Source organism: Streptomyces sp. SID12501, from assembly GCF_010550245.1.
Lineage (GTDB): Bacteria > Actinomycetota > Actinomycetes > Streptomycetales > Streptomycetaceae > Streptomyces.
This window is the reverse complement of sequence record NZ_JAAGLU010000068.1, coordinates 1-24626: the sequence shown is the minus strand read 5'-3', so window position 1 is coordinate 24626 and position 24626 is coordinate 1. Positions and strand designations below refer to the sequence as shown.

Below are 24626 nucleotides of genomic sequence, written 5' to 3'. Positions count from 1 at the left end.
TCGCGGTGGGCCAGGCGCCGGGGGCGGCCGGGGCGGGTGCCACCGGCGCCGGGGGCGAGGTCGATGCCGGGCTCGGTGCCACCGGAGCCTGGGGGTGGGAGTGCGGGGTGGGCGCGCCGGTTGTGTTTGTCGTGTCCGCCGTAGCGGGCAGGTCAGGCATGCCCGGCGCATCCCCGCGTACCGCCACCCGCGCCGCCGCGACCCCGCCGCCCGCCGGAACCGGGGCACCCGCGGGACCGCCGGACACCACACCCTCGTGCGCACCGGGTCCCGGGACGTACCCCATGGCGATTCCGGCGCCGCCCATGCCCACCGCGGGGCCGCCGGAGAAGTTGACGCCGCGCTCCAGCTTGTCGAGCCGAGCCATGACGGAGCGCTCGTCGCCGTACGCGGCGGGGAGCAGCACGCGCGCGCAGATGAGTTCCAGCTGGAGTCGGGGCGAGGTCGCGCCCCGCATTTCCGTGAGCCCGTCGTTGACGAGGTCGGCGGCGCGGCTGAGTTCGGCGGCGCCGAAGACGCCGGCCTGGGCCTGCATACGCTCGATCACGTCCACAGGGGCGTCGATGAGCCCTTTCTCCGCCGCGTCCGGGACGGCGGCAAGGATCACCAGGTCGCGCAGCCGTTCGAGCAGGTCAGCGACGAAACGGCGCGGGTCGTTGCCGCCCTCGATGATGCGGTCCACGACCTCGAAGGCCGCCGCTCCGTCCCCGGAGGCGAACGCCTCGACCACGGAGTCGAGCAGCGAGGCGTCCGTGTAGCCGAGCAGGGAGGTGGCCATGGCGTACGTCACCCCGTCGGCACGGGCGCCGGCCAGCAGCTGGTCCATGACGGACATCGAGTCTCGTACGGAACCCGCGCCGGACCGGACGACCAGCGGGAGCACACCGTCGGCGATCGGAATGTTCTCGTGCCCGCAGACCTCGGCGAGGTACTCGCGGAGCGTGCCCGGCGGGACCAGGCGGAAGGGGTAGTGGTGGGTCCGGGAGCGGATCGTCCCGATGACCTTCTCGGGTTCCGTGGTCGCGAAGATGAACTTGAGGTGCTCCGGGGGCTCCTCGACGACCTTGAGAAGCGCGTTGAAACCGGCCGGCGTGACCATGTGGGCCTCGTCGATGATGTAGATCTTGTAGCGACTGCTCGCCGGCCCGAAGAAGGCCTTTTCGCGCAGGTCACGGGCATCGTCCACACCACCGTGCGACGCCGCGTCGATCTCGATGACGTCGATCGACCCCGGCCCGTTGCGCGCCAGGTCCTGGCAGGACTGACACTCGCCGCAGGGCGTCGGCGTCGGCCCCTTCTCGCAGTTCAGGCAGCGCGCCAGGATGCGCGCACTGGTCGTCTTGCCGCAGCCTCGCGGCCCGCTGAACAGGTACGCGTGATTGACCCGGTTGTTCCGCAGCGCCTGCTGCAGCGGGTCGGTTACATGCTCCTGCCCGATGACCTCGGCGAACGACTCCGGGCGATAGCGGCGGTACAGCGCAAGGGACGACACGCTCACGACGATATCGGGCCCCACTGACAGTCGACCCCGCCCGCCCGGCTCACCTCGCACGGGACGCCGCTCCGGCCAGTCCGGCCAGGCACACAGAAGACCCCCCACGCACCCGCCAGAGCCAACCTACCCTTGCTGCCTTCCGGCCCTGGGGGAGTTCAGTCAGATAGCGCCGCGTGAGGGGCTGAGGCCCAGCGTACCTGATCGCAGGGGGTCCGAACGAGTTCGCAAGCACCACCCACGGTCATGTAATGTTCGCGTCGGAGGATTCGCCTAGTGGCCTAGGGCGCACGCTTGGAAAGCGTGTTGGGGGCAACCCCTCACGAGTTCGAATCTCGTATCCTCCGCCAGTGCCTCACCGGGCACGATGTCGAAGGGCCCCACCGTTCGCGGTGGGGCCCTTCTTCGTCGAGGGTTGCAGTTTGGGTTGCAGTTGCCGCGATCAGGCGGCGACGGCTCCCTGCGGGAGAGGGCTGCAGCCCTCTCGCCAAGACGAACTGCATGCCTGAACCGTGGCCCGCAGGTCCTGCGCGGTGGTCCATGTTTGAGATGCCAGCGCGTTCCACTTGTTGATCAGATGAGTGGGAGTTGGTTACGCTCCACCAATACGCTGTGTGACCACAGGGAACGTCTTGTGTGCAACTACCGGCGCAGGGGGGTGGGCTGTGCCTGACTCGATAGCCGTGCCGACGGGTGTCCAGCCAATCAGCTTGGACGTGCACGCACTCCGCGGGGCAAGCGCCGGCGGAGCCCGCGAAGACTTCGAAAAGATGATCATTCAGCTTGCCGCCGCGACGACCCCGAACGTACGGTCCATCGCTGCGAACCCGGGCGACTGGGGTATCGACGCCTTCGCCGGGAACCTCGGCGGAGCGATCACGGTGTGGCAGTCCAAGTACTTCATGCCGGTCACCACCAAGAAGCACGTACAGCAGGTCAAAGAGTCGCTCGACAACGTGCTGAAGGCAGCCGTCGATAACGGCCACACCATCGCCAGCTGGATTCTGTGCATCCCCTCCAGCATGGACGGCCCCATGACGGCATGGTGGGACACGTGGTCGAAGGCGAGGGAAAAGGAACACAGCCTCGTCATCCAGCTCTGGGACGAGACCGCCCTCCGGAAGAAGCTGCTTAGCCCCGAGGGCGACGACGTCCGTCGCGGCTTCTACGAGACGTACGCTCAGGCCGCCCTCGCTCAGGCCCCCGTGGAGCAGCTTCGGCTGGTCCTCGACGTCGAGGACGACAAGGCAGCCGCCCTTGGCTCCGCCTTGTTCGTTCGGCAGATGGCCGAGGCCGGCCACGTGGAGCTGGACTCAGCCAAGAAGCAGTTCTTCAATGCCGATCTGGTGGCTCGCGAGATCGCGCACAAGGATGTTCCGGCTGAGGTGGCGGCGCTCAGTTCTGCCGATGCGACGCTCCACGGGCTATGGGAGATGCAGTTCAACGAATGCGCGGCCGAGGACGCGCTTCGGGTTCTCCACACCCGTGTCTGGCGGGACGTCCGTAACGAGCACGACAAATTGCCGAAGTCGCTCCGCCTGGAGCTGGTACACAGCTGGGGGCTGGTCCACCGGCTCGTGGACAACCGCAAGGCGGGCTGGGTCAAACACTGGTGGCAGATCGCCGCCGAGCACTCCGACGGCTGACCGCCGTCGCCTGTCCTGTCAGACCTACGAGGAGTTCGCTGTGGAAGCACACCGGCCGGTGATGATGCCGGAGGACGAGGTGACCTTCCGGCTGGCGCAGCTGCTGCTTCTTCTCGACGCTGTCGCCGGACAGGACGCGAAGGGGGTGAGCCTGGAGCGCATCGGCTACTACGACTTCCTGTCTGCGAATCCCTTCCTCGTCGTCGATTCCGAGGGCCGAGAGGGCAATATGCTCAGGCTGGCCGGGTTTGATCCGCAGGTGCTCTCGTATGCGTCCTCCTCGCAGCGCTTCACCAGTCGACGCGAGCGCATCCAGCATGATCTCGGACTGCTCGTGGCATACGGGTGTTGCGACGTCCACAACCGCAACGGCGCCTTCGCCTATTCGATCAGCAACCGTGGTCGGGAACTCGGGGCTCGCTTCACCGCCACCTACGCCGCGTCGTTCACCACTGCGGCATCCATCGTCGTGCGTAGCCTCCGCAAGCTCAGCGACAAGGCGCTGCGGGAACAGACCGCACGGTGGCTGCGGCCGGATGGCGAGGGCGGTCCCGGTGCCGCGCTCCTCAGCGTGCTGGGTCCGGGACCGCAGGCACCTGACATGCCCTGGGAGGGATGACCACCATGCAGCCTCTGCCTGGCATCCGGATCCGGCGCCTGCGCCTTGCTGGCGTCAGCCGGAACTATGACGTCGATTTCACGCAGGACCAGCGGGTGCGGGACCTGTCCGTGGTGGCTGGGGCATTCAGCTCGGGCAAGACCGCGGTGTTGGAGTTCATCGCCTACGGCCTCGGCGGGAAGCGCCATCCACGGCATCCTGAGGTGTTGCGGAAGGTCCGTTCCTGCCTTCTGGAAGTCGAGCTGTCCGGCGAACCGCACGTCATCGAGCGGCCCGTCGGGGAACCGTCGAAGGTTGCCTACGTACGCCGGGGGACGCTGGACAGCCCGCCGCTCTCCAAGCCTGAGAGCAAGACCATCGAGCCGGCGGGAGCACCCGAGAGCCTCTCCGCTCTGCTGCTGGGGCACTGCAAGCTCGAAGGCGTCCAGCTGCGGGAGGCCCCCTCCAGCCGTGAGTCCCGGACCGACCCCCTGAGTATCCGCGACCTCATGAACCTCGCGTTTCTGCCCAACGAGCGCGTCGCCTCCAAGAACTTCCTGTTCGAGAACGAGTACATGAAGAAGCACAAGCTGAAGCAGGTGGTCGACGTCGTCTTCGGCGTTCACGACGACCGCGCCGTCGAGCTTGGGCAACGCATCAAGGAACTGGGTGCCCGACTCACCCAGGCACGCTCCGAACTCGCCGCAGCACGGGCGTTCGTCGACGAGCAGGACGTTCCCACGGTCGGCGCGCTGATCGCTGAGCAATACGAAGGCGAGCTGCGGGAGCTGACCGAGCAACTACGGGTCCTCGACGAGGCAGCGCAAGCCGGCACCGCCTTCGCCGGGCGTCTGCGCCGCGAGCACCAGCAAGCTGCCCAGCGCGCCCGGCAAACCGCCGGCGTGGTACGTGACTGCGAGACGCAACTCACTCGGATGATGCCGCTGCGGGCGCAGTACGCGGACGACCTCGTCAAGCTCAACATGCTGGCCGAAGCGCAGCGCCTGTTCGACCCCCTCAGCGTCACTAACTGCCCGGCGTGCCTGAATCGACTGCCCGCTCCCCCGTCGGTGGAAAACGGCTCGTGCAGTCTTTGCAGCCACGAGCTGCCCCATGGCGACGGTCACCTGACGCTCGGCACCGCCACAGCTGAGCACTCGTCGGATGAAGGGCGTCTGGACGTCGCGGCCGAGGTCAGGGCCACCAAGGCCCGTTTGAAGGAGATCACTGCCTACATCGAGGGCCTGGACAGCTCGCTCGCCACGTTGAAGCTCCAGGCAGAAGACGCCTCCATCGACGAAGAACGTGCCGCGGCCGCGGTCGACGAAGCCACTTCGCCCACCGTCACCCCGTTCCTCGCCGCTCGCGACGACCTCCAGCGCCGGCGCGAGGAAGTCCTCCGTCATCTCCAGCACGCCGAGAACGCGACGAAGCTTCAGGCTGGCCTGGAGAAGCGCGCCGCGCTCGTGGAGCGGCAGGAGGCACAGATCGAACGTCTGCGGGAGGAACGCGACCGGCTGGGAGATGCCGCACAGGACCGGGACCTGGTGGTCGGCCGAATCAGCGGCCGGTACAGCGACCTCCTGCGGCAGTGGCGCTACCCGAAACTCAGCCAGCCGATGATCGACACGAACCTGGTTCCTCACGTACGCGGCGACTCCTACCGCGAGGCATCATCCGGCGCCCGAACACTCCTGACCCTGGCCTGGCAGCTGGCCGTCTTCGAGGTCGCCGTCGAAACATCGGCAGCCCACCCCGGCTTCCTCATGATCGACAGCCCACAGAAGAACCTGGGCCACGGCGCCACCCGGGATGCGGTAATCGCAGACGCGATCGCCATTGACGACTTCTACCGCCATCTAAGCAATTGGCTGGCTGAACAGGGGGCCGGTGCCCAAGTGATCATCGTCGACAACAGTCCGCCCGTGCTCGTGGAAGAGCACGTCGTCGTCCGGTACAGCCGCAACGAGGACCGCCCCCCTACGGGCTGATCGACGACGAGACCACTACAGACGAAGGCAGCCCCGAATAACCTCCTCGCCCCCTCCGGGGGGGCGGGACCCGTAGGGGCCCCAGCCCAAGTCGGCCCGAATGCAAACGCATTCGGGCCGACGGCCACGCTGTTGTAGTGCGCGGCGCTCAGACGACGGGCGGCACCTCGGGCAGCGGCCAGAGCAGCCCACCGATCTTGTCCGCGGTGTCCGTGAGCACCCTGTTGGTGAGGTGCTGGTAGCGGCGGCGCATCCGGGCGGACTTGCCCGGTTCCCAGCCCATGATCGCGTCGACGACCGTGTCCGGGACACCGAGGATCAGCAGCACGGTCGCCGCCGTGTGACGGGCGTCGTGGAGACGGCCTGTGCGCAGGCCCGCCGCCTTCAGGAGTTCCTTCCACTCGTGGTGGTCGGTGTTCGGGTTGAGGGGCTCGCCGATCGGGGAGGCGAAGACGTACCCCTTCTCCGTCCAGAGGTCGCCGGCCAGTCGGCGGTCCCGCTCCTGCTCTCGCCGGTGCTGGAGCAGGAGCCGCACCAGTGGTTCGGGGATGCCGATGGGCCGACGTCCGGCGCGGGACTTGGTGTCCTTGGTCTCACGTCGGATGTTGACCTTCTGGGGGCAGTAGCCGGGCTTGCGCCCGCAGCGGTTGCCGCAGCCGTGCTCGTACCGGGGCCGTAGGCGGTTGCGGTGGACCGTCATGACCCGCAGCTCGAAGTCGACGTCCGTCCACTTGAGCCCGAGGACCTCGCCCTGACGCAGTCCGAGTGCCAGGGATATGACCCAACGCGCCGGGTGTCGGCTCTTGTTGGCCAGGTCGAGGAGCTTCTGCACCTCCTCGACCGTGTAGGGCTCGACCTCTTCCTCCTCCAGGCGTGGCGCCTTGGCGACGGAGGCGGGGTTGACGGTGAGGTGACCTCGGCGCACCGCCTCGTTGAGGGCCGTGCGCACGGTGCGGTGGACCTGGTGCGCGGTACCGGCGGCGCTGCCGGCCTTCCGCATCTTGGCGTAGAAGCGCTCCAGGTGCTCGGGCTCCAGCTTGGGGAGGCGGTGCGCGCCGAGGCCGGGGATGAGGTGGTGGTAGACGGCGACGCGGTAGCCGTCGATGGTGTTCTCGCCCACGTGTGGTGCAGCGATGTTCTCGACCCAGTGGGTCAGCCAGGTCGTGACGGTCCAGGTCTGCCCGGCCTTGCCGACGGTGCCGGAGTCGCGCTTGCGTTCCAGTTCGCGGACCGCCTTGGTGGCGTCGGCGCGGGTCTTGCGCTTGACGTGGCGCCGGTCGGGCTTGCCGTCATCCTTGACGCCGACGGTCACGTAGCCGTGCCACTTGCCGTCCTTGCCGAGAAAGATCGAGGAGGCGCCGTTGGGCTGGCGGGAGTTGGCCATGTCCGCCCCCTTCAGGCCGCGAGGGCGACGGTCGGGGCGGGAGCCTGGGAGCGGCTGGCGAGGTAGGCGGCCAGGGCATCGGCAGGCACTCGGCGCAGGCGGCCGATGCGGACGGACTGGACCTCGCCGGAGGCGATGAGCGCGTACATGGTGGTGCGTCCGACACCGAGGCGACGGGCGGCCTCCTCGACGGTGAGCGCGGCGAGAGTCGCGTCAGGGGTGGGTGCCGTGTGTTCCAGCACGAGAGTGCGGAGCCGCTGCTCGGGGACGCCGAGCGCGTCGGCGATACGGGTGAGCGGGGGCAGGGTGGTGGGCATGCAGGATCGCCTTTCGGCGGTCACGGGGCAACGTGACCGCTGGACTGTCCGGGATGGGCGGTGGGCTTGGATCGGTGTCCGCGCTGGTGGCCCTCGGTGTTCGTAGCACCGAGGGACGGCGGTGGATGGGCTTCGAAGACCCCGTTCAGGCGCCAGAGGAGATCTCCGCCGAGCGGTTACTCGTCGTCGGCAGAACCGCTGCGGAGCGGATCCCCGGGCGAGTTCGGAGCCGGGTAGAACGAGAGGCTCCCCGGGTCGGGCTCGACGCCGAGACGCTCGGCGATCTCGTCGTATCGGGCCTCGGCCGCCTCAAGTCTGGTCTTCGCGGCGTCGGCGAGATCTTGGGCGACTTGGTGCTCCTGTTCGGCCTTCTGAATGTCGAAGGCCGCTTCCTGCAACTCCCAGTGAGGATCGTCGCGGCTGGCGACAGCTTCGAGCAGGAAGTGACCAGCAGGGACGCCGAGAGCCTTGGCGAAGCCGAGGGCCTCGTTAAGGCTGATGCTCCGGGCACCGTTCTCGATCTTGGCGATCTGGGTCTGGTGCATCTTGAAGCCCAGGCGGCGCATGCGCTCCGCCATGTCCTCCTGGGACAGGCGGGCCGTCATGCGTAGGACCTTCAGGTTATGCGCCACCAGAGCTTCGCCCTCCGGCGGAGCCCAACGCTGCGGCTTGGCATCGTCCACTTCTTTGACCTCCCTCCTCTTTCTCGGCCGGCGAAGGTAGCCATGCCTCCACCCTTAAACCATACCAGCATGGATACCCCAACCCGCAAGAGAATAGCCCCACATGTGGCACGCGTCACTATGGACTTGAGCAGCGAATATACCTGAGGGGATTAGTTTTCCGATGCGCTGAAAGGTTGACTACGGGCGGACGCTCGTGCACACTTATGCCATAAGGGCATCTACTGCCGAACCGCCAGGAGGTTGAATCGCCTAGGTGCCCCGAGGAACGCGAAAACCCCCGGCGCTACGAACACCGGGGGCTGCAGGAACCTCGCCACCGCCCATCCCAGGACAGTCGACCACGGCGGACCGGGTTGCCCCCCGGAGCCGCCGAGTGAGGATCTCCGTGAACGAGAGTACCGCCCCCGCCGCCCCTGCGGCATCCCTTCCGACCGGCACCCCGACACCGGACCGTGGGCAGCCGGACGCCGCCGCGCTGCTGGATGAGTTGCGCACCGCACTGGCCCGCTTCGTGGTCCTCCCGAGCGAGCAGGCACTGGACGCGACCGTGCTGTGGATCGCGGCCACCCACCTCCAGCAGGTGTGGCAGCACGCCCCACGTCTGGCTGTGGTCGGCCCGGCGAAGCGGTGTGGGAAGTCCCGCCTGCTCGACCTGCTCACCGAGACGGTCCACAGGCCCGTCATCACCGTGAACTCCACGGCAGCGGCCATCTTCCGCTCGATCTCGGACGAGCCGCCGACCCTCCTCGTGGACGAAGCCGACACCATCTTCGGCAGCCCCAAGGTCGCCGAGAAGAACGAGGAGATGCGCGGTCTGCTCAACGCCGGGCACCAGCGCGGCCGACCGGTACTACGAGTGGTCGGCAAGGAGCACACACCCCACTCCTTCGCGACCTTCGCCATGGCGGCGCTCGCCGGCATCGGCGACCTGCCCGACACGATCATGGACCGGTCCGTCGTGATCCGGATGCGCCGCCGGGCGGAAGGCGAGCAGGTGAGCCCGTACCGGACCCGCCGCGACAGCCCCAGCCTGCACGACCTGCGGGCCCGTCTCGCGCGCTGGGCCGCCTCGGTGAGCGAGCAGGCCCTGCACCTGGAGCCAGGGATGCCCGTCGAGGACCGGGCAGCCGACACCTGGGAGCCTCTGGTGATCGTCGCCGACCTCGCAGGCGGCACCTGGCCCGAGCGCGCCCGCACCGCGTGCGCGCAGATGGTCACCGCCGAGGCCCAGGCCGAGGAGGACAACCCCTCCAACGCCCGCATCCTCGCCGACATCCGCCGCGCCTTCGCCGCCGTCGGCGACCCCGAGAGCGTCTCCACCGACGCCCTGCTCTACCGCCTCAACTCCGACCCCGAAGCCCCCTGGGCTGAGGCCGGGCGGGGCGGGCTCAACCCGCGCGCCCTGTCCGGGCTGCTGCGCGAGTACGGCATCCGCTCCGGCAACGTCCGCATGCCCGACGGCACCCAGCTCAAGGGCTACACCCGGGCGAAGTTCACCGACGCCTGGAAGCGCTACTGCCCCACCGTCCACCCCGAGACCGGCCCGGACGACGCCAGAGACGTACGGACCGACTGACCCCCGCGTGGGTGCCGCCGCCGACCGTTCGACGGCGGCACCCACGACGGGCACCCCGCTACGGGCGCGGACGCCGCCGAAGGACAATCCCGGTCCATATCCGTCTCGTGCCGTCCCTGCCGTATAAGCGCAGGTCAAAGCAGCTCCGGCCAAGACGGCACAGCGTCCCAAGACGGATAGGCATCCGTCCCGGGCTCCGAGCCGACGGCACCAGCACTCCTGTCGAGCCAACGGGTGCGACCACGGCCGCCGAGCCGACGCCGTACGGCAGGACGCGTCCGGACGGCGCTGAGACACCGTACAGAACACCTGCCGTCCCGCCCCTGACCTGCACCGTCAACGGCAAGACGGCCAAGACGGATCACCACTCACCCCCACCCAAGACCGCACCCCGAGGGGGACCACACCCATGCCCGACACCGCCATACCCACCACGCCCGCCACGCCCACCAGCCGCCACCGCGCCACATCGTGGGACCGGTTCGCCATCGTCCTGCTCGGCATCGCCGGATGCGCGCTTTCCTACGATGCGCTGCGGCAGATGGCCACCGCCGTCCACGTCCGCCCCCACCTGACCTACCTCTTCCCCGTCGTGATCGACGGCTTCATCGCCTACGGCGTCCGCGCCCTGCTGGTTCTGCGCGAGGCCCCGCTGCCGGCGCGCCTGTACGCGTGGACCCTGTTCATCGCCGCCACCGCCGCCAGTATCTGGGCCAACGGTCTGCACGCCCTCGACCTCAACCAGCCCGGCACCGTGGACCTCCATCTCGACGACATCACCGTCACCGTCCTGTCCGCGATCGCTCCGCTTGCATTGGCCGGAGCCACCCACCTACACATCCTGATCACCCGCTACGGCGGCACCGACCCGGCAGGAACGTCGGTTCACCCCACCACCGCACGGGTTCCGTACCGGCACCAGCAGGCCGACGGAACCCTGTCGGCGGATCCGTCCCAGCAGCGGAAGCGGCTTGAGCGGCACGACCTGCCTCAGCCCCAGCAGGCCGGGATCGCGCAGCCCGGCGAAGCAACGGTTCCGGGCGCCCTGGGGTCCGGAAGCGTCGATCTGGACAGCGGCACGGGAACCGTGCCGCCGGCCGGCTCCCCGCACAGCGAGTCCGAGGACGAGCCCGACGGTGCAGACCAGGGGCAGGACGAGGGTTCCGTACCGCGCGCTCAGAGCCAGGGCGGACGCCCACCTATGGCGTCCCTGGAGCGGCTGGCCGAGGTGATCACCGCAGCCCACCCGGACCCGGACGCAATCACTCGCGACAGCGCCCGCAAGGCCCTGACCGAATCCGGGCTCGGCGCCGGAACCATCCGCCTGACCGAGGCCATCACCCTGGTCCGCCGCGCCGCCCAGGCCCGCGAGCACCCCGGCCAGCGATCCCTCGCCGACCAGACCTGAACCCACCCGGACACCCATAGCCCACCCGATCCGGTAGGCCGGCGCGGCTGCCGACACCCCGGCAGCCGCGCCACCAGCAACCCCCTGTCCACGAACCGCAGCACCGCCAAACCGCTGGCCGCCCGGACCATCCCACCCGTACGCCCCAGACAGCGCAGGGGTGCCCACAGCCCCACGCGCCCCAACAGGAGACAATGCAGTGAAGAAGAGGTCGCACCTCGGCGAGAACAACGCCGAAGGTCCGGATCAGCCATCGAAGTCCGTTGACCTGAAGGCCCTTTGGCGCCGGGCATTTGGTAAAGGGGCTCCTGGCGGAGCCAGTAGTACCCCGAGTCCGACTCAAGGCCGGATTCGGGGGGTCTCCGCCCCAGGGGTGGCGGAGACGGCCCAGCGCCAGGGGGCGCCGGACCGGGAGGCCGGAGGCGAGGGCGGCCCTGCCCCGGACACGCTCCACACCGTCCAGCGCGAGACCCTGCGCCCTGATCGTGCCGCCGAGACTGCCGTCGGCGAGCCCGCCGTGAAGAGCACACAGCCCACGATCCGCCGCTTCACCGGCAACAAGCGCACCGTCCGCGTCGGCCCGATGCGCTTCACCGGTGACGAGCACGCAGGTCTCCAAGAGGCTGCCGCCGAGCATGGCTACAAAGGCGATTCCGGCTTCGCCGCCGACGTCGTCCTCGCCTTCGTCGCTGGCCGGTTCACCGCCAACCTGCCGCTGTCCGAGGACCGCCGCCGCACGCACCACTTCCGCGCCCAGGTCCTGCGCCACCTCAACCGGATCGGCGTCAATGTCAACCAGATCGCCCGCGCCCTCAACAGTGACCGCACCCCGCCCGACGTGCGTGAGCGCCTCGACGAGCTGCACCACCTGCTCTCCCTGATCGCCGAAGCCCTGCGCGAGCCCGCCGACCCGACGGAGGTCTGACCGAAATGATCGCCGCCATCAAACCGGCCGGATCCAACACCCGCGGGCTGCTCGCCTACCTCTATGGCCGCGGAACCCACGACGAACACCTCGATCCACACATGGTCGCCGCCTTCGCGATGCTCGCTATGCCCGACCCCGGCCGCAACGAGATGGCCACCCTGACCGGACTCGGCCACTACCTGAATGAGCCCGTCCGACTACGCAACAGCGAGTTCGGCAAGCCGGTCACCGACCACGTCTGGCACTGCCCTGTCCGCGCCGCCCCCGAGGACCGCCATCTCTCCGACGCCGAGTGGGGCGAGATCGCCCAGCGCATCGTGGCCGCCGCCGGCATCTCGCCCGAAGGCGACGACCTGGCCTGCCGCTGGATCGCCGTACGCCACGCGGACGACCACATCCACATCCTCGCCACCACCGTCCGCGAAGACGGCCGTCGCCCCAAACTCCACGACAGCGGCATACGCGTCGGCGACGAGTGCCGCGAGATCGAGAAGGACTACGGGCTGCGCCAACTCAAGAAGGGCGACCGCACCGGCACCCGACGCCCCACCCAGGCCGAGATGCACAAAGCCGAACGCCTCGGCTGGGAGCAGACCAGCCAACAGTGGCTCGAAGACCGCATCCGCGCCGCCATCCCTCATGTCACCGACGCCGAGGAACTGCTCGCCTACCTCGAAGCCGACGACGTCCTGGTCAAGCCCAAGCGCGGGCCATCCGGCGATCTCCTCGGCTATGCCGTCGGCCGCCCCGGCGACCTCAACAAGAACGGCGAGCAGATCTACAAGCCAGGCGGGAAGGTCGCCCCCGACCTCTCCCTGCCCAAGTTGAAGACGCGCCTGGAAACCAGCCAACCGGAGGAACACCCCACCGCCCGCCGCAACCGGCCCACAACCCCCTGGCACCAGGCCACCGACGCCCTCGACACCCTCCACAGCCAGCTCACCGACACCGGCACTGGTGACGAAGGCGGAGACGCGCGGGCCCAGGCTCACATCGCGGCCCTTGGCGAACTGATGGAAGCCACCGCGCAGAAGGCCCCAGCGGATCTACGCGTCGAACTCCAGGCCGCGTCCAAGGCGTTCGCCCGAGCCCAGCGCTCCCAGATCCGAGCCGAAGACCGCGCCGCCGACACCGTACGCATCGCTGCCCGCGACATCGTCAGCACCGCCACCGGCCCCGAAGGCAGCGCCCTCGCAGCTCTCGTCGCAGCCCTCGTCTGGGCGACCATCGTCGCCGGACGCTGGCACGAGGCGAAGCACCACGCCCACCAGGCCGACGCCGCCCGCCAGGCCGTCCAGCACCTCCAGACCGCCGCCGACCACGCCCTTGTCCCCACACTCGCAGAACTGGAACGCCGCCAGCCGAAACAAGAGGCCCGCCGCACTCTGGCCAGCGACGTCCGCGCAGCCGTCCCCGACCACGCCGAGCGGATCCTCACCGACGCCAGCTGGCCCGCACTCGCCACGGTCCTCGCCGACGCCGAGGCCGGCGGTCACCAGCCCCACCAACTGCTCAAGGAGGCCGCCGCGCAGCGCGAACTGACCACCGCCCGCCAGCCCGCCCGTGTCCTGATCACCCGTATCAAGCACACCGGCCGCAACCCCGTACCCAACCGCCGTGCCGAAGCCGCCCGCCGACGCTCGACCACCGGGACATGGCCTGCGGGAAGCGCGACTCCTGCACCGCAGCAGGCCAGCCCTGCCGCCGTTCCAGGACGGAACAGCCGCCCCCGGCGGCAGTAGCCCGACTGTGGCCGAGAGGCCAGACTGGTCACGGAGTCCACTCGGTCGCGTACGACCGTTTCGCTCTCGTCGGCTGTCAGCTCTGCTCAGGGCGGCACCACGGCCGATCGGAAGCGAACTCTGCCTGAGCTTTCCGCTGCCCGAGGCTACGGTTTCGGCCATGCGGGAGGTGGAGTACGAGAGCTACGGCTGTCCTCTGGAGGACTACCAGCTCACCCGAGCCGATCACCGACAGCAGAAGCAGTGGGAGGACATAAGACGTTGCGTGGAGAAACAGGCCGCTGAAGAGAGGGCCAAAGAGCGGGCAGACCCTGTGCTCGCAGCAGGTCGCCGTGCCGTCGTAGTCAAGGTGCTGGAGATGCTGCATAGCGGCAAGACGCCTGAGCGCGACATCATGCGGTGGCGCGTACGGCTCTATTGCGGCCACATCGTCGAGACTCGGCGGCATCGTGAGAATGGCAAGCCCACGCTGCACGGCTCGTCGTCAATGAAGTGCCCGGAGTGCGGGAAGGACCCATCAGGGATCGTGGCCTTCGAGCCCATCGGGCTGGCCGGTCAACCGCCCTCTCCTCCGAAGCCAGCAGCTTCTCCGCCGCCAAAGAAGCCGACCCGTGCGGAGCTTGAGCGACGTGTAGCCGCGCTGGAGAGGGAGAACGAGCGTCTCCGTTCGCAGGGGAGCAAGGGGAGCAAGGGGTAACCTCCCGGCCATCCAGCAGAGTTGTCAACCCAGACCTGGGTCGGTGAGTCACCTCAGCGTGGCGTCGAGATGCTCCTGCACCGGCTCGAAGAGCCCGTACGGCACGTAGCCGGGGATATCGGCGAGTGCCACCCACGCGAGCTCGGCCAACTCGTCGGTGTTCGTCGCCTCGCTCGCGAAGCCACTCCCTGTTGGCCGAGATGAACGTGGGGCGGATTGTCCGGTGCTACGGTCGCGCGTATGACGCTCTCGGCATCAACAACTCGTGCCGTCGACCTGCGGGTTGAACCCGTGGAAGAGATCCTTGGTCACGTGGAGGGGTCGCTTCAGACGCGCCTGGAGCGGGACACCGTGGTGCGCAAGCGCCGCTCGGTGGGGGCGCGGACGGGTCGTGACACGTGGGTGCGCATCGAGCGGCGCGGGCTCGACAGGATCGGCGTCCAGGGATGGAACGGCACCGAGTGCGCAGCGCGTCTGGAGGGCATCGCCCAGCCCGAATGGCAGGGGTCTGTAGTCTGGCGCGACCGGGACGAGCCGGTGATGTGGCGGGCCGACGAGACCGAACTCCTGCCGGGAACGCCGATCGGCACTGCCGTACTGAGCGACGACCCGAAGCTGTCCGATGAGTGGTGGCAGGCGTTCAACACCTCGATGGACAGGCTCGCGGCTCAGGACACGAGGCGTATCGCCACGCCGGACACCGTCACCATCACACAGGCCCTCGTCACCGAGTCCATCCGTAGTGTCTTCTCCGACGACTTCGACACGACCGTCGAGCTGTGGGTGCCGGCCCACGCGGATCTGAACTGGGCCAACATGACCGCGCCGACGTTCCGCCTCTTCGACTGGGAGGACTGGGGGAACGCGCCACAGGGGCTGGACTCCGCCTCGCTGTGGAGCAGTTCCCTTGCCGTCCCGGCTCTGGCAGATCGCGTACGGCTGGAGCGGCGCTGTGATTTCGAGAGCCGGGACGGCAAGCTGATGACACTGTTCGTCTGCTCGAAGATCCTCGGGCCGGACGCACACCCGCAGGACCCTCGGCTGGAGCCCGCCCGCCGCCTGGCGGAGCAGATCGTCGCGGAACTTCAGACGGGCTGACCGTTCGACCGGGCTCGAAGGAGACTCCGGTACTGGTGGATCGCCCTCTCGTCGACCCCGCTCGCCAAGGCGACAAGGAGTTCGCCCAGGTGGGCGGGTTCGTCGGTACCCACAGCGACCGTGCCGACCTGTGGGAGTCGGTAGGCCGCCCGGAACGCGGCCTGTGCCCGGGAGAACCCGCCGCCGTCTCGGAGGAAGACACGGGGGTCGATCCTGCTCCACACCGGGGCACTGGTGCTGCCTCCGAAGGGGCTCATGCCCCACACCCTGTCGTCGCTCAGGCCCCACGCCGCAGTGAGGGCGTCGGCGGCATCGAGCGTGCCGATGCCGACGAGCAGGCCGGCGCGGACCATGAGGACGGCCGGTACCGGCATGGTCGCGTCGATCAGGCCCGGCAGCGGTGACGGGTCCCAGGACGCGATGCCCCAGGCGCCGCACAGTCCCTTCGCCGCGGCACCGTCGAGGACGGTACATGCCTGGGCCAGCAGGTCCCGGCGGTGAGGGGCGGCCTCTCGAAGCGAGTGTTCCGGGTTGTGCAGGAACACCAGGTCCGGCTCCCGGCCAAGGTCCCGGCACGCTTTTTCCACAGCCTCGTACAACCGAACGGGGTCCAGGGAGTGTTCCGCCCTGTCGGGTCCCGGGAAATAGCCCACCTTCGTGGAGAGCGTGAACTTCGGCAGCAGATCGGCGGCCATGTGCGCCAGGACCTCGTGTGAGCGGAAACCGAGGTAGTTGGCGCTGGTGTCGATCGCCGTGACGTCGAGGTCCAACGCTCCGGTCAGGAGACGGCGTTCGTGACGAGACCGGTGTAGCCCGAGGACAACTCCGGGGTCAGTACCGCGCACAGCTCCTCCTCCACCAGGATCTCGGCCACCTCCGCCACTTCGGCCCCGACGACGGCCGCCGCCTGCTCCAGCGGAACGGGCCTGCCGCTCAACAGCAGACGCAACGCCGGCACGGCCTTGGCCGCGAGGGTGATCTTCTTCCCCGAGGCCACGACCTCGACGGTCTCGCCGTTCTCCCGGATCCGGGGAGGGAAGTGCGTCGTGCACACGACGGCGTCGAGCGGCCCCAAGATGTCGAGGAACGGGACGTGCCGTGGGAGTGTCGTCGCCTGCTCGTACGCGGCCAGGAACTCGGCCGGAGACCGCTCGCCGATCAGTCGCGTGGCCGCCTCGGCCAGGGCCTGGGTGCCGCTCCCCTGCACGCGATCCAGGTCGTGCCGGAAGATCTCGTGCTCTCGGGACCAGTCCGCCAGCCACGCGAGCCAACTCGCTCCCGTGCGCTGGGTGATCCCGAACGTGACGTGCAGGCTGTTGCCCGATCCGTGGCCGTTGCGGGTCGCCTGGTGCCAGTGGCCACGGGGGATGTGCATCACATCGCCGGTCCTCATCAAACCGGCCCAGACGATCTCCTCGCTCGGGGTGGTGTTGGGATCGGAGTCCCGGTACATGGGGACCTTGCGGGAGGTTCCGCGTACCTCCCACTCCTTCTCACCCGCGAGCTGGATGATCACCACATCATGATCGTCCCAGTGCAGGGGAAAGCCGGACGCGTCGTTCGTCGTCAGGTACGCGTTGACCTGCACCCGCTCGTGTGACCACCACTGCAACGCTCGGCAGGTGACCTCCATAGTCGGGTCGAAGACGTTGGCCTGATCGAGGATGAGCGTCGCGCCTTCCCCGAGGAGCCTGCCCAGACTCCGCATGTTGACCATGGGCATGCTCTGGCCCCGGGGACTGACGGTGTCGGTGTAGTAGATGGCCGGGTGGACTTCCTCGCCCTTCTGGAAGCACCGGAACTGCGGGCGGTTCAGGCTCCTGCGCATCGCGATGTCGAGCAGGCGGTTCGGGGTCAGAACGCGGGAGACGAGGGCAGGGTCGTCCATGCTTCCGCGTACGAAGCCCTTGCCTAGCTCGTCCACTCCGCTCCATCCGAGCGCCGCCTCGATGGCGCTGATCAACCGGTGTTCCATCACTGCCTCCTCATGAGTTCGACTGCGTGACGCGGACGCGGATACGGCGGGGGCCGCACGACGGACCGTGCGGCCCCCGCCGCCGGTGCTACTCGGTGTCGGTCAGGTTGCCGTCACCACCCGGCCACGGGGCATCGCCGGAGCTGCCCTGGTTGTCGGACCGGAGGCTGTCGTACCTGTCGTGGACGGCGGTCAGTTCCTCAACCGCCACCAGGAGGCCACTCGGGGCCGGCGGCGGCGTGATGTGTGGTGCCACCTCGTGCTCCTTCCTCTTCGGTTCTCCCGCCGGGGCCCCGGCGGGAAGTCTGTTCGGATCGCGGAGACCGCGGTGATGCCTGCTGCGCCGTGGGAGAAGCGCACCGAGAGCCGCCCCCACGGCCGCAGGGGAACGGAGGCGCAGGGGCGGCGGTCAGGGGGTGGTGCGGTGGGCCGCGGTCTTGTGCCGACGGCCCGAATCCGCCTATCTCAGCCAGTGGGTCACTGGCGGGGCACTCGTGTCCTGGCGCATGTTGGCTTCCAGGACTCGTTGATCCAGCGCGTACAAGCACGCGCGGCAGGAGTACAGCGCCGCGTGGATGCCGCTGGAGAGGACGGGGCCGATCCAAGTCACCTCGACGTCGTGGCGTCCGCACCAAAGCCAGCAGTCTCCGCGTGGCTCCCACTCGTGGCGGTCCCACAGCGCGTACTCGGTCGGCTCGCCTGTGACCGGGTCGATGTCCCGACGCGTCGGACGGAACACCTCATCGGCATCGGGCAGTGGGGAAGGGCGCAACGTGTGACGTCCCATCAGGTGACCGCCAGGGCGAGCGGCTCGGGCACGGTTCCGGCATCAGGGATCGGCCGGATGGCGAAGAACTGGCGTAGGACGGCGGCCCGAACGGCGGGCGCCGGCTTCGGGATCACGAGCTGAGCCCAAACACGCTTCCCGCGCCCGACGGGCTCCCACCCCGACCGCACCGCAAGGAAGTCGACCAAGGCCACACCACGCCCGCTCTCGTCCTCCGCCTGCGCGCAACGCAAGGTCGGGGCACCGGGATTGCCGTCAAGCACCTCGATCACCAGACTGCCCGGTCGGTGGTAAAGAACCACGGTGACCGGCCCCTCGCCGTGGACCACGCCGTTGGTGATGAGCTCGGAAGCGACGAGCCGGATCGTGTCAGCCGTCTCGTCATCCAGGGGAACGCCCCACGCACGCACCTGGTCAACGACCGCGCGCCGGGCGGGAGATACCTCTCCCTCAGTGCCCGCGAGAACGATACGAGTGACGAGCGTGGGCATGGGAACGCCTCCGAAGCGGATGGGGGGAGCGGCTCCGTCCCCGACGGGGAGCGGGGACGAAGCCGCCGATCTGGGCAGGCGTACAAGAGGCTGCCGTGCTGTGCGAAGACCTCTTGAGCGGCTGATACTCAGTCAACGGCCAGAGCGTGCCGACGCGGAACGTTTCTGGGGGGTTTCTCTGGGGGACGACCCTCCACACGTGCACACGGCAAGTAGCCTCCGTACCACGCTCTGAGGGGATGACGGGAGTGATGACGTGCCCGGTGAGCCGCTAGCAGTCCACCCGTTGGCCTTCGTCCGCCAGTCGCACGCATGGGGGAAGGCCGAATTCGCTCGACTCATGCAGGCGCACGGGAAATTGCTCGGAATCCCGCTGGCGACCAACCGGACGACCGTATGGAAGTGGGAGCAGGGGCAGGAGCCTGACGCGGATGCTCAGCGCGTGCTCGCGGACCTCCTGCGCGTTCCGTACGAGTTGGTGCGGGCCGACGGGTGGCCGCGGTGGCTTCCCGTCTGGGAGGTGACCGGGCTCACCGCTCCCTGGAACGAGGCCGGTACCGTTGAGGCATTGGCCGATCTCGTGGGGAGTGGCCGCTTGGACCGTCGAGGCTTTCTCACCATCACCGGCGCCGCCCTGACGGGGCTCGCGGCGAGTTGGGTCGAGGCCCCCTCCGCCTTCGCCGCGGCGCTCAACGGAGACCGTGTCACGGACACGATGGTCTCAACGATCGAGCAGCGCATCAGCACACTCCGTACGCTCGATGACCAACTCGGAGGCGCGCGGCTCCTGGAACAGGCGCGCGGCGATCTCGCCCTGATCACCGGTCTCCTGAGCGCCGGCCGGTACACAGACGGGATCCACACACGTCTGTACGCGCTGGCGGCCCGGGTGTCGCACCTGACCGGGTGGATGGCCTACGACGCCGGGCTGCGGTCCGCAGGCCAGCGGTACTACGTCGGAGCCCTTCGCAGCGCCCGTACCGCTGGAGACGACGCCTTCGGGGCCTTCGTCCTGGCGGAGATGGGAGTCCACGTATCCGAGGCCGGACGGACCGCCGAGCGGGTCGATCTCATCTCGACCGCCATCGACAACGCTCCTCGCACGCTGTCGCCCTACACGCAGTCCTTCCTCTACCTGCACAAGGCCGAAGCACTGTCCCGCGACGGCGATCACCAGCGGGCCGGCACAGCCCTGAACCGTGCCGGTCTCCTCTGGGAGCGCCACACCGTGGAGGAGAACCCTGACTGGCTCGACTGGTTCGGCGAGGCGCAACTGAAGTCGACCGAGGGCAAGGTCCTGCTGCGCTCGGGCCAGGTGGAGCGCGCGACGAGTTCGCTGGAGACGTCCGTCGAGAAGGCCGCGCCCCGGGACAAGGCCGTACGGTCCAGCCGTCTGGCCGAGGCCCGCCTCGCCGGAAACGACCTGGACGGAGCCCTCGACGCCGCGAACCACGGCGCCGGGCTGCTCGAAGACAAGGTCAGCTCCGTTCGGGCCCTGGACCGCCTGAAGGAGTTCGCCGAGCAGCTCCAACCGCACAGGTCCGTCCCCGCTGTCCGTGAGTTCCGTGAGCGTCTTCAGGCGCTGTCTGTCGCTGCCTGACCGGTAGCGGCTTGGGCACCGGGAGCGAGGAGACCGTGCTGGGGATGCAGGATCCCGGGCCCATGAACCGAAATGCCAGGATGGGCGGCATGACGACGATCAACGGTGTGGTCGCGGCCGGGTTCGAGCCGGTGCGCGAAGCGTTCGCGGCGAACTTCGCCCGACACGGGGACATCGGCGCGGCCGTGTGCGTCTACCAGGACGGTCGGCCGGTGGTGGACCTGTGGGGTGGGACAGCCGACCCTGACACCGGTCGTCCGTGGACGCGGGACACACTGCAACTGGTCTACTCGGCGACCAAGGGAGCCACGGCAACCGCAGCACATCTGCTGGCCCAGCGCGGCGCGCTGGACCTGGACGCCCCGGTGGCCACGTACTGGCCGGAGTTCGCCGCGAACGGCAAGGCGGACATCCCGGTGCGCTGGTTGTTGTCCCATCAGGCCGGCGTGGTCGCGTTGGACCAACCGGTCCCACTGGCCGAGGCGTTGGCCTGGCAGCCCATGGTGGCCGCGCTGGCCGCTCAACGCCCACAGTGGACGCCGGGCACCGCGCACGGGTATCACGGCCGGACCTGGGGCTGGCTGGTCGGCGAGGTGATCCGCCGGGTCTCCGGGCGCACGCCGGGCCGTTTCTTCGCCGACGAGATCGCCGCCCCGCTGGGACTGGACTTCTTCATCGGACTGCCGGCGAGCGAACGTGACCGGGTCAGCCGGATGGTGTACCAGCAGCCCGAGGTCGACCTCACCGCCGTACCGCCGGAGGAGATCCCCCCGGAGCTCCGCGAACTGGTCGCCGCCTGGCGCGACCCGAACTCGTTCAGCAACAGGGCGTTCCAGGTCACCGACCCAGCCGAGATCGACTTCAATTCACCCGAGGTCCAGGCCGCGGAACTCCCCGCCTCCAACGGCATCGGCACCGCGCGCGGACTCGCGCGCATGTACGCCGCTCTGATCGGCGAGGTGGACGGCGTACGCCTGCTCGATCCCGGGACCCTCGCATCGGCGACCAAGGAGCAGGCCGGCGGTGCGGACCAGGTGATGGTGGTGCCCAGCCGGTTCAGCTCCGGATACATGCTGCCCACCGAGGCCAACCCCATGGCCGGCCCGAACTCCTTCGGCCACACCGGCCGCGGCGGCTCCCTCGGCTTCGCCGACCCGGAGCACGGCATCGCCTTCGGCTACGTGATGAACCACATCATTGGCGGTCCCGACGATGTGCGTGCGACGTCGCTGGTGGACGCGGTGCGAAGGTCGCCGCCGTGTTGACCAACGCCACCGGTCCCTCGCTCGACTTGACCCACCATGTCACTACACGACAGCCGCAATCCCGGGGGAGCACCAGGGAGGGTACGGGGTGGACTCGTGTCTCGCCCAGGAAAGATAACCCGGCATACCGTGCGTCTCACCACAGACTGACAGGGAGGGGAGGAGCATTCCCGCCTCTCATGGATGCAGCTCATCCCTCACTTGGGCTGGGCAGGCCATTCGGCGGTGGCCTCGATGGCATAGCCGAGCTTCACGGCGTAGTGGCCCCGGTGGCTCTCCACCTCCCAGACCGTGGAGCCTTGACGGTTGATGACCACGCGCTGAGTCGTGGGCATGAGTGCGTCGAGCACCACGGTCGGCAGTTCAGGGGTTGGGCCGGGCAACGTCTCATCTCCTTCCAGGTTCCAGGCGAGCGCGGCCGATCACGAGTTCAGGCCCAGGAATTGCAGAAGCTCCGTTGCACGCAGGTGACTTGAGGTCACGCCTGCCTCAACGGAGCTTCTGCACGTTCAGTCACACCCTCGCCGACCGGGCGCTCCAAGGGAAACCCGACCTCAAGCCGGTTTTCTGGATCGCCTCGGCATGGATATCCGGATTCAGGTGGTCTTGGCCGGCACCCAGATTCCCTCCCGGGTCGGCCCGAACGCGGCCGACTCGTCCCGGCTGTCCTTGACCCAGCGGTCGTAGGCGCCCACGCCCTGCAATCGGATTCCGAAGTGATACATCGGGTCGGCGAAGACGACGAAGCGGTTCTCGAACTCGAACTCCGCGCACCTCACCGTTCCGCCGCCCGGCACGGACTCGTTGTTGAGCGCATAGCGAATCCGCGTGATCCGGTACTCGGAGTAGGAGTCGGCGAAGAAGGAATCGCCGCAGGAAGCGAGCGTGAACTCCTCGTCCTCGCCCTGGAGCGCGGGAGGGGGTTCCGTCTCTGTGACCAGGCTCATGGCCAACTGTCCGTAGTTGCCGACCGAGTCGAGCCGGAAGTATCCCTCGCCAAGAGCCAGGTAGACGGTGGCTGCCAGCGGCATGAACCGTGGAACGGCCTCATCACGGTCCACGAAGCCGGGTACTTGGACGTCCCAGACGCTCCGCCCGGCCAAGGGCTCGAACACGGAGTGGATCTCATGCACCGGCTTACTCCTCGTAGTACTCACCCGACCATCACGATCTTCAAATCCATTCCCGTGCCCGACTTGAGGAGCGTCCAGAACTCTCCGGGGGCTTTCAGGACCAGCGTAAGTCCTTCGCCACGGAAGATCAGACCGGGCCCTGCGGTCTTGTTGAGTGTCCCCATTCCCTTATACGCGAGCTTACCGCTACGGATCATCTCCAAAAGGTCGATGAGGAACGTCGCACCTTCATCGTCCTTCCATTTCGGGTATTTTTTCCCGAGGACGTCCTCAAGCAATGACTTGTGGCTGAGGTAGTGCGCTTTGAAGTTCTTACCGGCAGTGAGGAGCGTCAGGCATGGAACCTTCGGAACGTCGTCGGACTGAGCGAGCGAACTCGCCATCTGCGCCATACCGGACGTCCGGGCGAGGGACTTGTCCAAGCAGGACGGTTTGGGGAACTTTTTCGCCAGTTTGATGATCTGGCTCAGCCGTTCCATGGTCCGCTTGGCCCATTCCGCCTTCTCGAAGAATTTGGCGATGCCCGTCGCCACTCGGACAACTGCCTTGCTGACGGCCGGGATCTTGCCGACGACGGCGAACAGTGTGGCGACGTCGACGAACGACCAGAGGCAGCTTTCGACGTCGTACTCGCCGATGCAGCGTTTGATGTTGTTGACGCCGATGACTTCCAGCAGGATTTCCGCGCCGTTCGCCTTGAGCCATTCGACGATGGTCATCGCCAGGGCTGCCCGCGCCTGCCGGTAGTCGTCGACGCAACCCTGGCCGCATTCCGCGAGCAGGATGGCCTCGTCGTCGGCAGACAACGCAGGGCCCGGGTCGGCGCCGAGGACGCCCGTGTCGCCTGTCGCCATGGCGGCTTTGCGGGCAGCTTCCTGGTCCTTGCGCTCCTGCTCCTCTGCGCTGTCGGCGGCCTTGTCCGCATCCTTGGCAGCACCGTCGGCGTTGGCGGCGGCCGTTTCGGCGGCGCCGGCGTCCTTTTCGGCCTGGGCGGCGGTACCACGGGCACTGGCCGCGTCGCTTTCGGCTGCGGTGGCGGCGGTATGCGCGCCAGCCGCGTCGCGTTCCGCCGCGGTGGCCTCGTTGTCGGCGGCGGCGGCTTCGGACTTCGCTGTTGTGGCCGCGACCTGCGCGTAGTTGGCGTCAGCGCCTGCTTGTGCGTCGTAGTTCTGGGCGCTGGTGTCCGCCCTCTTGGCGGCAGCGGCGGATTTGGCCGCAGCAGCGGCGGAGGCGCGGGCCGCTGCCACGGAGAGAGTGGCCTTCGCGGCGTCGGCCGCTGCCGCCGAAGCGGCGGTGGCGGCCGCCTTGGCGTCTCCTGCGGCCTTGTCGGCGAGCGCCTTGGCGGCGGCCGCTGCCTTGGCAGCGTCGTCGGACTTGGCCTTCGCTGCCGCCGCCTGCTGTTCGGCCAGCGTCATGGAGGTCTGGCCGACGAGGACGGCGAACGCGGCGGAGGAGTCGGTCTCCTTGTACGGGGTGCCGATGTTGATGGCGTCGTTGGCGGGTTTGATGACTTCGGCTGCCGAGTCGCGGGCCGCGGTGGCGGCTTCGCCGGCTGCGTAGGCCTGGCCTGCGGTGATGGCGGACCAGGAGGCCGTCTTGGCGGCTTCCTCCTGGGCAGCGGTTGCCTCGGTACGCGCGGTTACGGCGGCGGCAGCGGCCTTCTTGGCCTCTACCTCGGCGGCGGCGGCGTTCTTCTGCGCAGCGGTTGCGGCGGCGATCGCGGTTGCTGCCGCCGCATGCGCGGTGACGGCGGCGGCGTGGGTGGTGAGGGCCGCAGCTGCGGCGGCGTCGGCCGCAGCCTGGGCGCGGGAC

Annotated in this window: 20 protein-coding genes, 1 tRNA gene, 1 other RNA gene and 3 pseudogenes; 12 read left to right on the top strand and 13 right to left on the bottom strand. The window is 68.6% G+C overall.

Annotation, left to right across the window (positions count from 1 at the left end):
* Together G3I71_RS43015 and ffs are read right to left on the bottom strand one after the other, a co-directional pair.
* Nucleotides 1–1492, bottom strand: a 1492-nt coding sequence (locus G3I71_RS43015) for a DNA polymerase III subunit gamma and tau (RefSeq protein ID WP_164323978.1), incomplete at its 3' end; no start/stop codon positions are given.
* Between the two features lie 92 nt (nucleotides 1493–1584).
* An RNA gene (gene ffs / locus G3I71_RS43010) (signal recognition particle sRNA small type) lies at nucleotides 1585–1681 on the bottom strand.
* Between the two features lie 73 nt (nucleotides 1682–1754).
* Between ffs and G3I71_RS43005 the strand changes: the two genes are divergently transcribed.
* The 4 genes from G3I71_RS43005 (at nucleotide 1755) to G3I71_RS42990 (ending at nucleotide 5727) form a co-directional block, all read left to right on the top strand.
* Nucleotides 1755–1842, top strand: a tRNA-Ser gene (locus G3I71_RS43005).
* Between the two features lie 366 nt (nucleotides 1843–2208).
* A complete protein-coding gene (locus tag G3I71_RS43000) occupies nucleotides 2209–3138 on the top strand; it encodes a serine/threonine protein kinase (RefSeq protein ID WP_343243262.1) in 930 nt (309 codons plus the stop codon).
* 40 nt (nucleotides 3139–3178) lie between these two features.
* Nucleotides 3179–3757 (top strand): ABC-three component system middle component 2, encoded by a 579-nt coding sequence (locus tag G3I71_RS42995; RefSeq protein ID WP_164323976.1) that lies wholly within the window; start codon nucleotides 3179–3181, stop codon nucleotides 3755–3757.
* Nucleotides 3754–5727 (top strand): DNA recombination protein RecN, encoded by a 1974-nt coding sequence (locus tag G3I71_RS42990; RefSeq protein ID WP_239149703.1) that lies wholly within the window; start codon nucleotides 3754–3756, stop codon nucleotides 5725–5727. The genes G3I71_RS42995 and G3I71_RS42990 overlap by 4 nt, the downstream gene beginning before the upstream one ends.
* 148 nt (nucleotides 5728–5875) lie before the next feature.
* Here G3I71_RS42990 and G3I71_RS42985 read toward each other — a convergent pair whose 3' ends face one another.
* From G3I71_RS42985 to G3I71_RS42975, 3 genes are all read right to left on the bottom strand, one after another.
* Complete coding sequence (locus G3I71_RS42985; RefSeq protein ID WP_164323974.1) at nucleotides 5876–7111, bottom strand: tyrosine-type recombinase/integrase; 1236 nt, start codon at nucleotides 7109–7111, stop codon at nucleotides 5876–5878.
* Between the two features lie 11 nt (nucleotides 7112–7122).
* Nucleotides 7123–7428 (bottom strand): helix-turn-helix domain-containing protein, encoded by a 306-nt coding sequence (locus G3I71_RS42980; protein ID WP_164323972.1) that lies wholly within the window; start codon nucleotides 7426–7428, stop codon nucleotides 7123–7125.
* 176 nt (nucleotides 7429–7604) lie between these two features.
* Nucleotides 7605–8111, bottom strand: a complete 507-nt coding sequence (locus G3I71_RS42975) for a helix-turn-helix domain-containing protein (protein WP_164323970.1) — start codon at nucleotides 8109–8111, stop codon at nucleotides 7605–7607.
* A 478-nt stretch (nucleotides 8112–8589) separates the two neighbouring features.
* On the opposite strand from G3I71_RS42975, the gene G3I71_RS42970 reads away from it, so the two are divergent.
* From G3I71_RS42970 to G3I71_RS42950, 5 genes are all read left to right on the top strand, one after another.
* Nucleotides 8590–9690 (top strand): DUF3631 domain-containing protein, encoded by a 1101-nt coding sequence (locus G3I71_RS42970; protein ID WP_203732895.1) that lies wholly within the window; start codon nucleotides 8590–8592, stop codon nucleotides 9688–9690.
* 409 nt (nucleotides 9691–10099) lie between these two features.
* The gene (locus tag G3I71_RS51870; protein WP_239149702.1) at nucleotides 10100–11098 is read left to right on the top strand and encodes a DUF2637 domain-containing protein; all 999 of its coding nucleotides are present in this window, start codon (nucleotides 10100–10102) and stop codon (nucleotides 11096–11098) included.
* 373 nt (nucleotides 11099–11471) lie between these two features.
* Entirely contained in the window at nucleotides 11472–12023 is a 552-nt protein-coding gene (locus tag G3I71_RS42960) for a MobC family plasmid mobilization relaxosome protein (RefSeq protein ID WP_164323968.1), read from the top strand.
* A gap of 5 nt (nucleotides 12024–12028) precedes the next feature.
* The gene (locus tag G3I71_RS42955; protein WP_239149701.1) at nucleotides 12029–13768 is read left to right on the top strand and encodes a relaxase/mobilization nuclease domain-containing protein; all 1740 of its coding nucleotides are present in this window, start codon (nucleotides 12029–12031) and stop codon (nucleotides 13766–13768) included.
* Nucleotides 13769–13928: 160 nt separating this feature from the next.
* Nucleotides 13929–14465 carry a hypothetical protein gene (locus G3I71_RS42950; RefSeq protein WP_164323966.1) on the top strand — a complete coding sequence of 179 codons (537 nt, stop codon included), beginning with the start codon at nucleotides 13929–13931 and terminating at the stop codon, nucleotides 14463–14465.
* 48 nt (nucleotides 14466–14513) lie between these two features.
* Here G3I71_RS42950 and G3I71_RS42945 read toward each other — a convergent pair.
* Nucleotides 14514–14627, bottom strand: a pseudogene (locus G3I71_RS42945) (NUDIX hydrolase); the annotation flags it as partial.
* 78 nt (nucleotides 14628–14705) lie between these two features.
* Here G3I71_RS42945 and G3I71_RS42940 point away from each other — a divergent pair.
* The gene (locus G3I71_RS42940) at nucleotides 14706–15563 is read left to right on the top strand and encodes a hypothetical protein (protein WP_164323964.1); all 858 of its coding nucleotides are present in this window, start codon (nucleotides 14706–14708) and stop codon (nucleotides 15561–15563) included.
* On the opposite strand, the gene G3I71_RS42935 is transcribed toward G3I71_RS42940, so the two are convergent.
* From G3I71_RS42935 to G3I71_RS51865, 4 genes are all read right to left on the bottom strand, one after another.
* Nucleotides 15551–16408, bottom strand: coding sequence for an aldo/keto reductase (locus tag G3I71_RS42935; protein ID WP_164323962.1), 858 nt, complete (start codon nucleotides 16406–16408; stop codon nucleotides 15551–15553). The two genes, G3I71_RS42940 and G3I71_RS42935, sit on opposite strands and share 13 nt — an antisense overlap.
* Nucleotides 16342–17538 (bottom strand): cupin domain-containing protein, encoded by a 1197-nt coding sequence (locus G3I71_RS42930; protein WP_164323960.1) that lies wholly within the window; start codon nucleotides 17536–17538, stop codon nucleotides 16342–16344. Before G3I71_RS42930 ends, G3I71_RS42935 begins: the two co-directional genes overlap by 67 nt.
* Before the next feature lie 88 nt (nucleotides 17539–17626).
* Nucleotides 17627–17794, bottom strand: a complete 168-nt coding sequence (locus tag G3I71_RS50550; RefSeq protein WP_203732901.1) for a hypothetical protein — start codon at nucleotides 17792–17794, stop codon at nucleotides 17627–17629.
* Nucleotides 17795–18324: 530 nt separating this feature from the next.
* A complete protein-coding gene (locus tag G3I71_RS51865; RefSeq protein WP_164323958.1) occupies nucleotides 18325–18816 on the bottom strand; it encodes an ATP-binding protein in 492 nt (163 codons plus the stop codon).
* A 256-nt stretch (nucleotides 18817–19072) separates the two neighbouring features.
* Here G3I71_RS51865 and G3I71_RS42920 point away from each other — a divergent pair, with 256 nt between their 5' ends.
* The gene (locus G3I71_RS42920) at nucleotides 19073–20416 is read left to right on the top strand and encodes a transcriptional regulator (protein WP_164323956.1); all 1344 of its coding nucleotides are present in this window, start codon (nucleotides 19073–19075) and stop codon (nucleotides 20414–20416) included.
* Nucleotides 20417–20505: 89 nt separating this feature from the next.
* Nucleotides 20506–21681, top strand: coding sequence for a serine hydrolase domain-containing protein (locus tag G3I71_RS42915; RefSeq protein WP_164323954.1), 1176 nt, complete (start codon nucleotides 20506–20508; stop codon nucleotides 21679–21681).
* Between the two features lie 203 nt (nucleotides 21682–21884).
* Here G3I71_RS42915 and G3I71_RS42910 read toward each other — a convergent pair.
* The 3 genes and pseudogenes from G3I71_RS42910 to G3I71_RS42900 form a co-directional block, all read right to left on the bottom strand.
* A pseudogene (locus G3I71_RS42910) lies at nucleotides 21885–22064 on the bottom strand (protein kinase); the annotation flags it as partial.
* Nucleotides 22065–22277: 213 nt separating this feature from the next.
* Entirely contained in the window at nucleotides 22278–22814 is a 537-nt protein-coding gene (locus G3I71_RS42905; protein WP_164323952.1) for a hypothetical protein, read from the bottom strand.
* A gap of 20 nt (nucleotides 22815–22834) precedes the next feature.
* Nucleotides 22835–24626 (bottom strand): annotated as a pseudogene (locus G3I71_RS42900) (hypothetical protein); the annotation flags it as partial.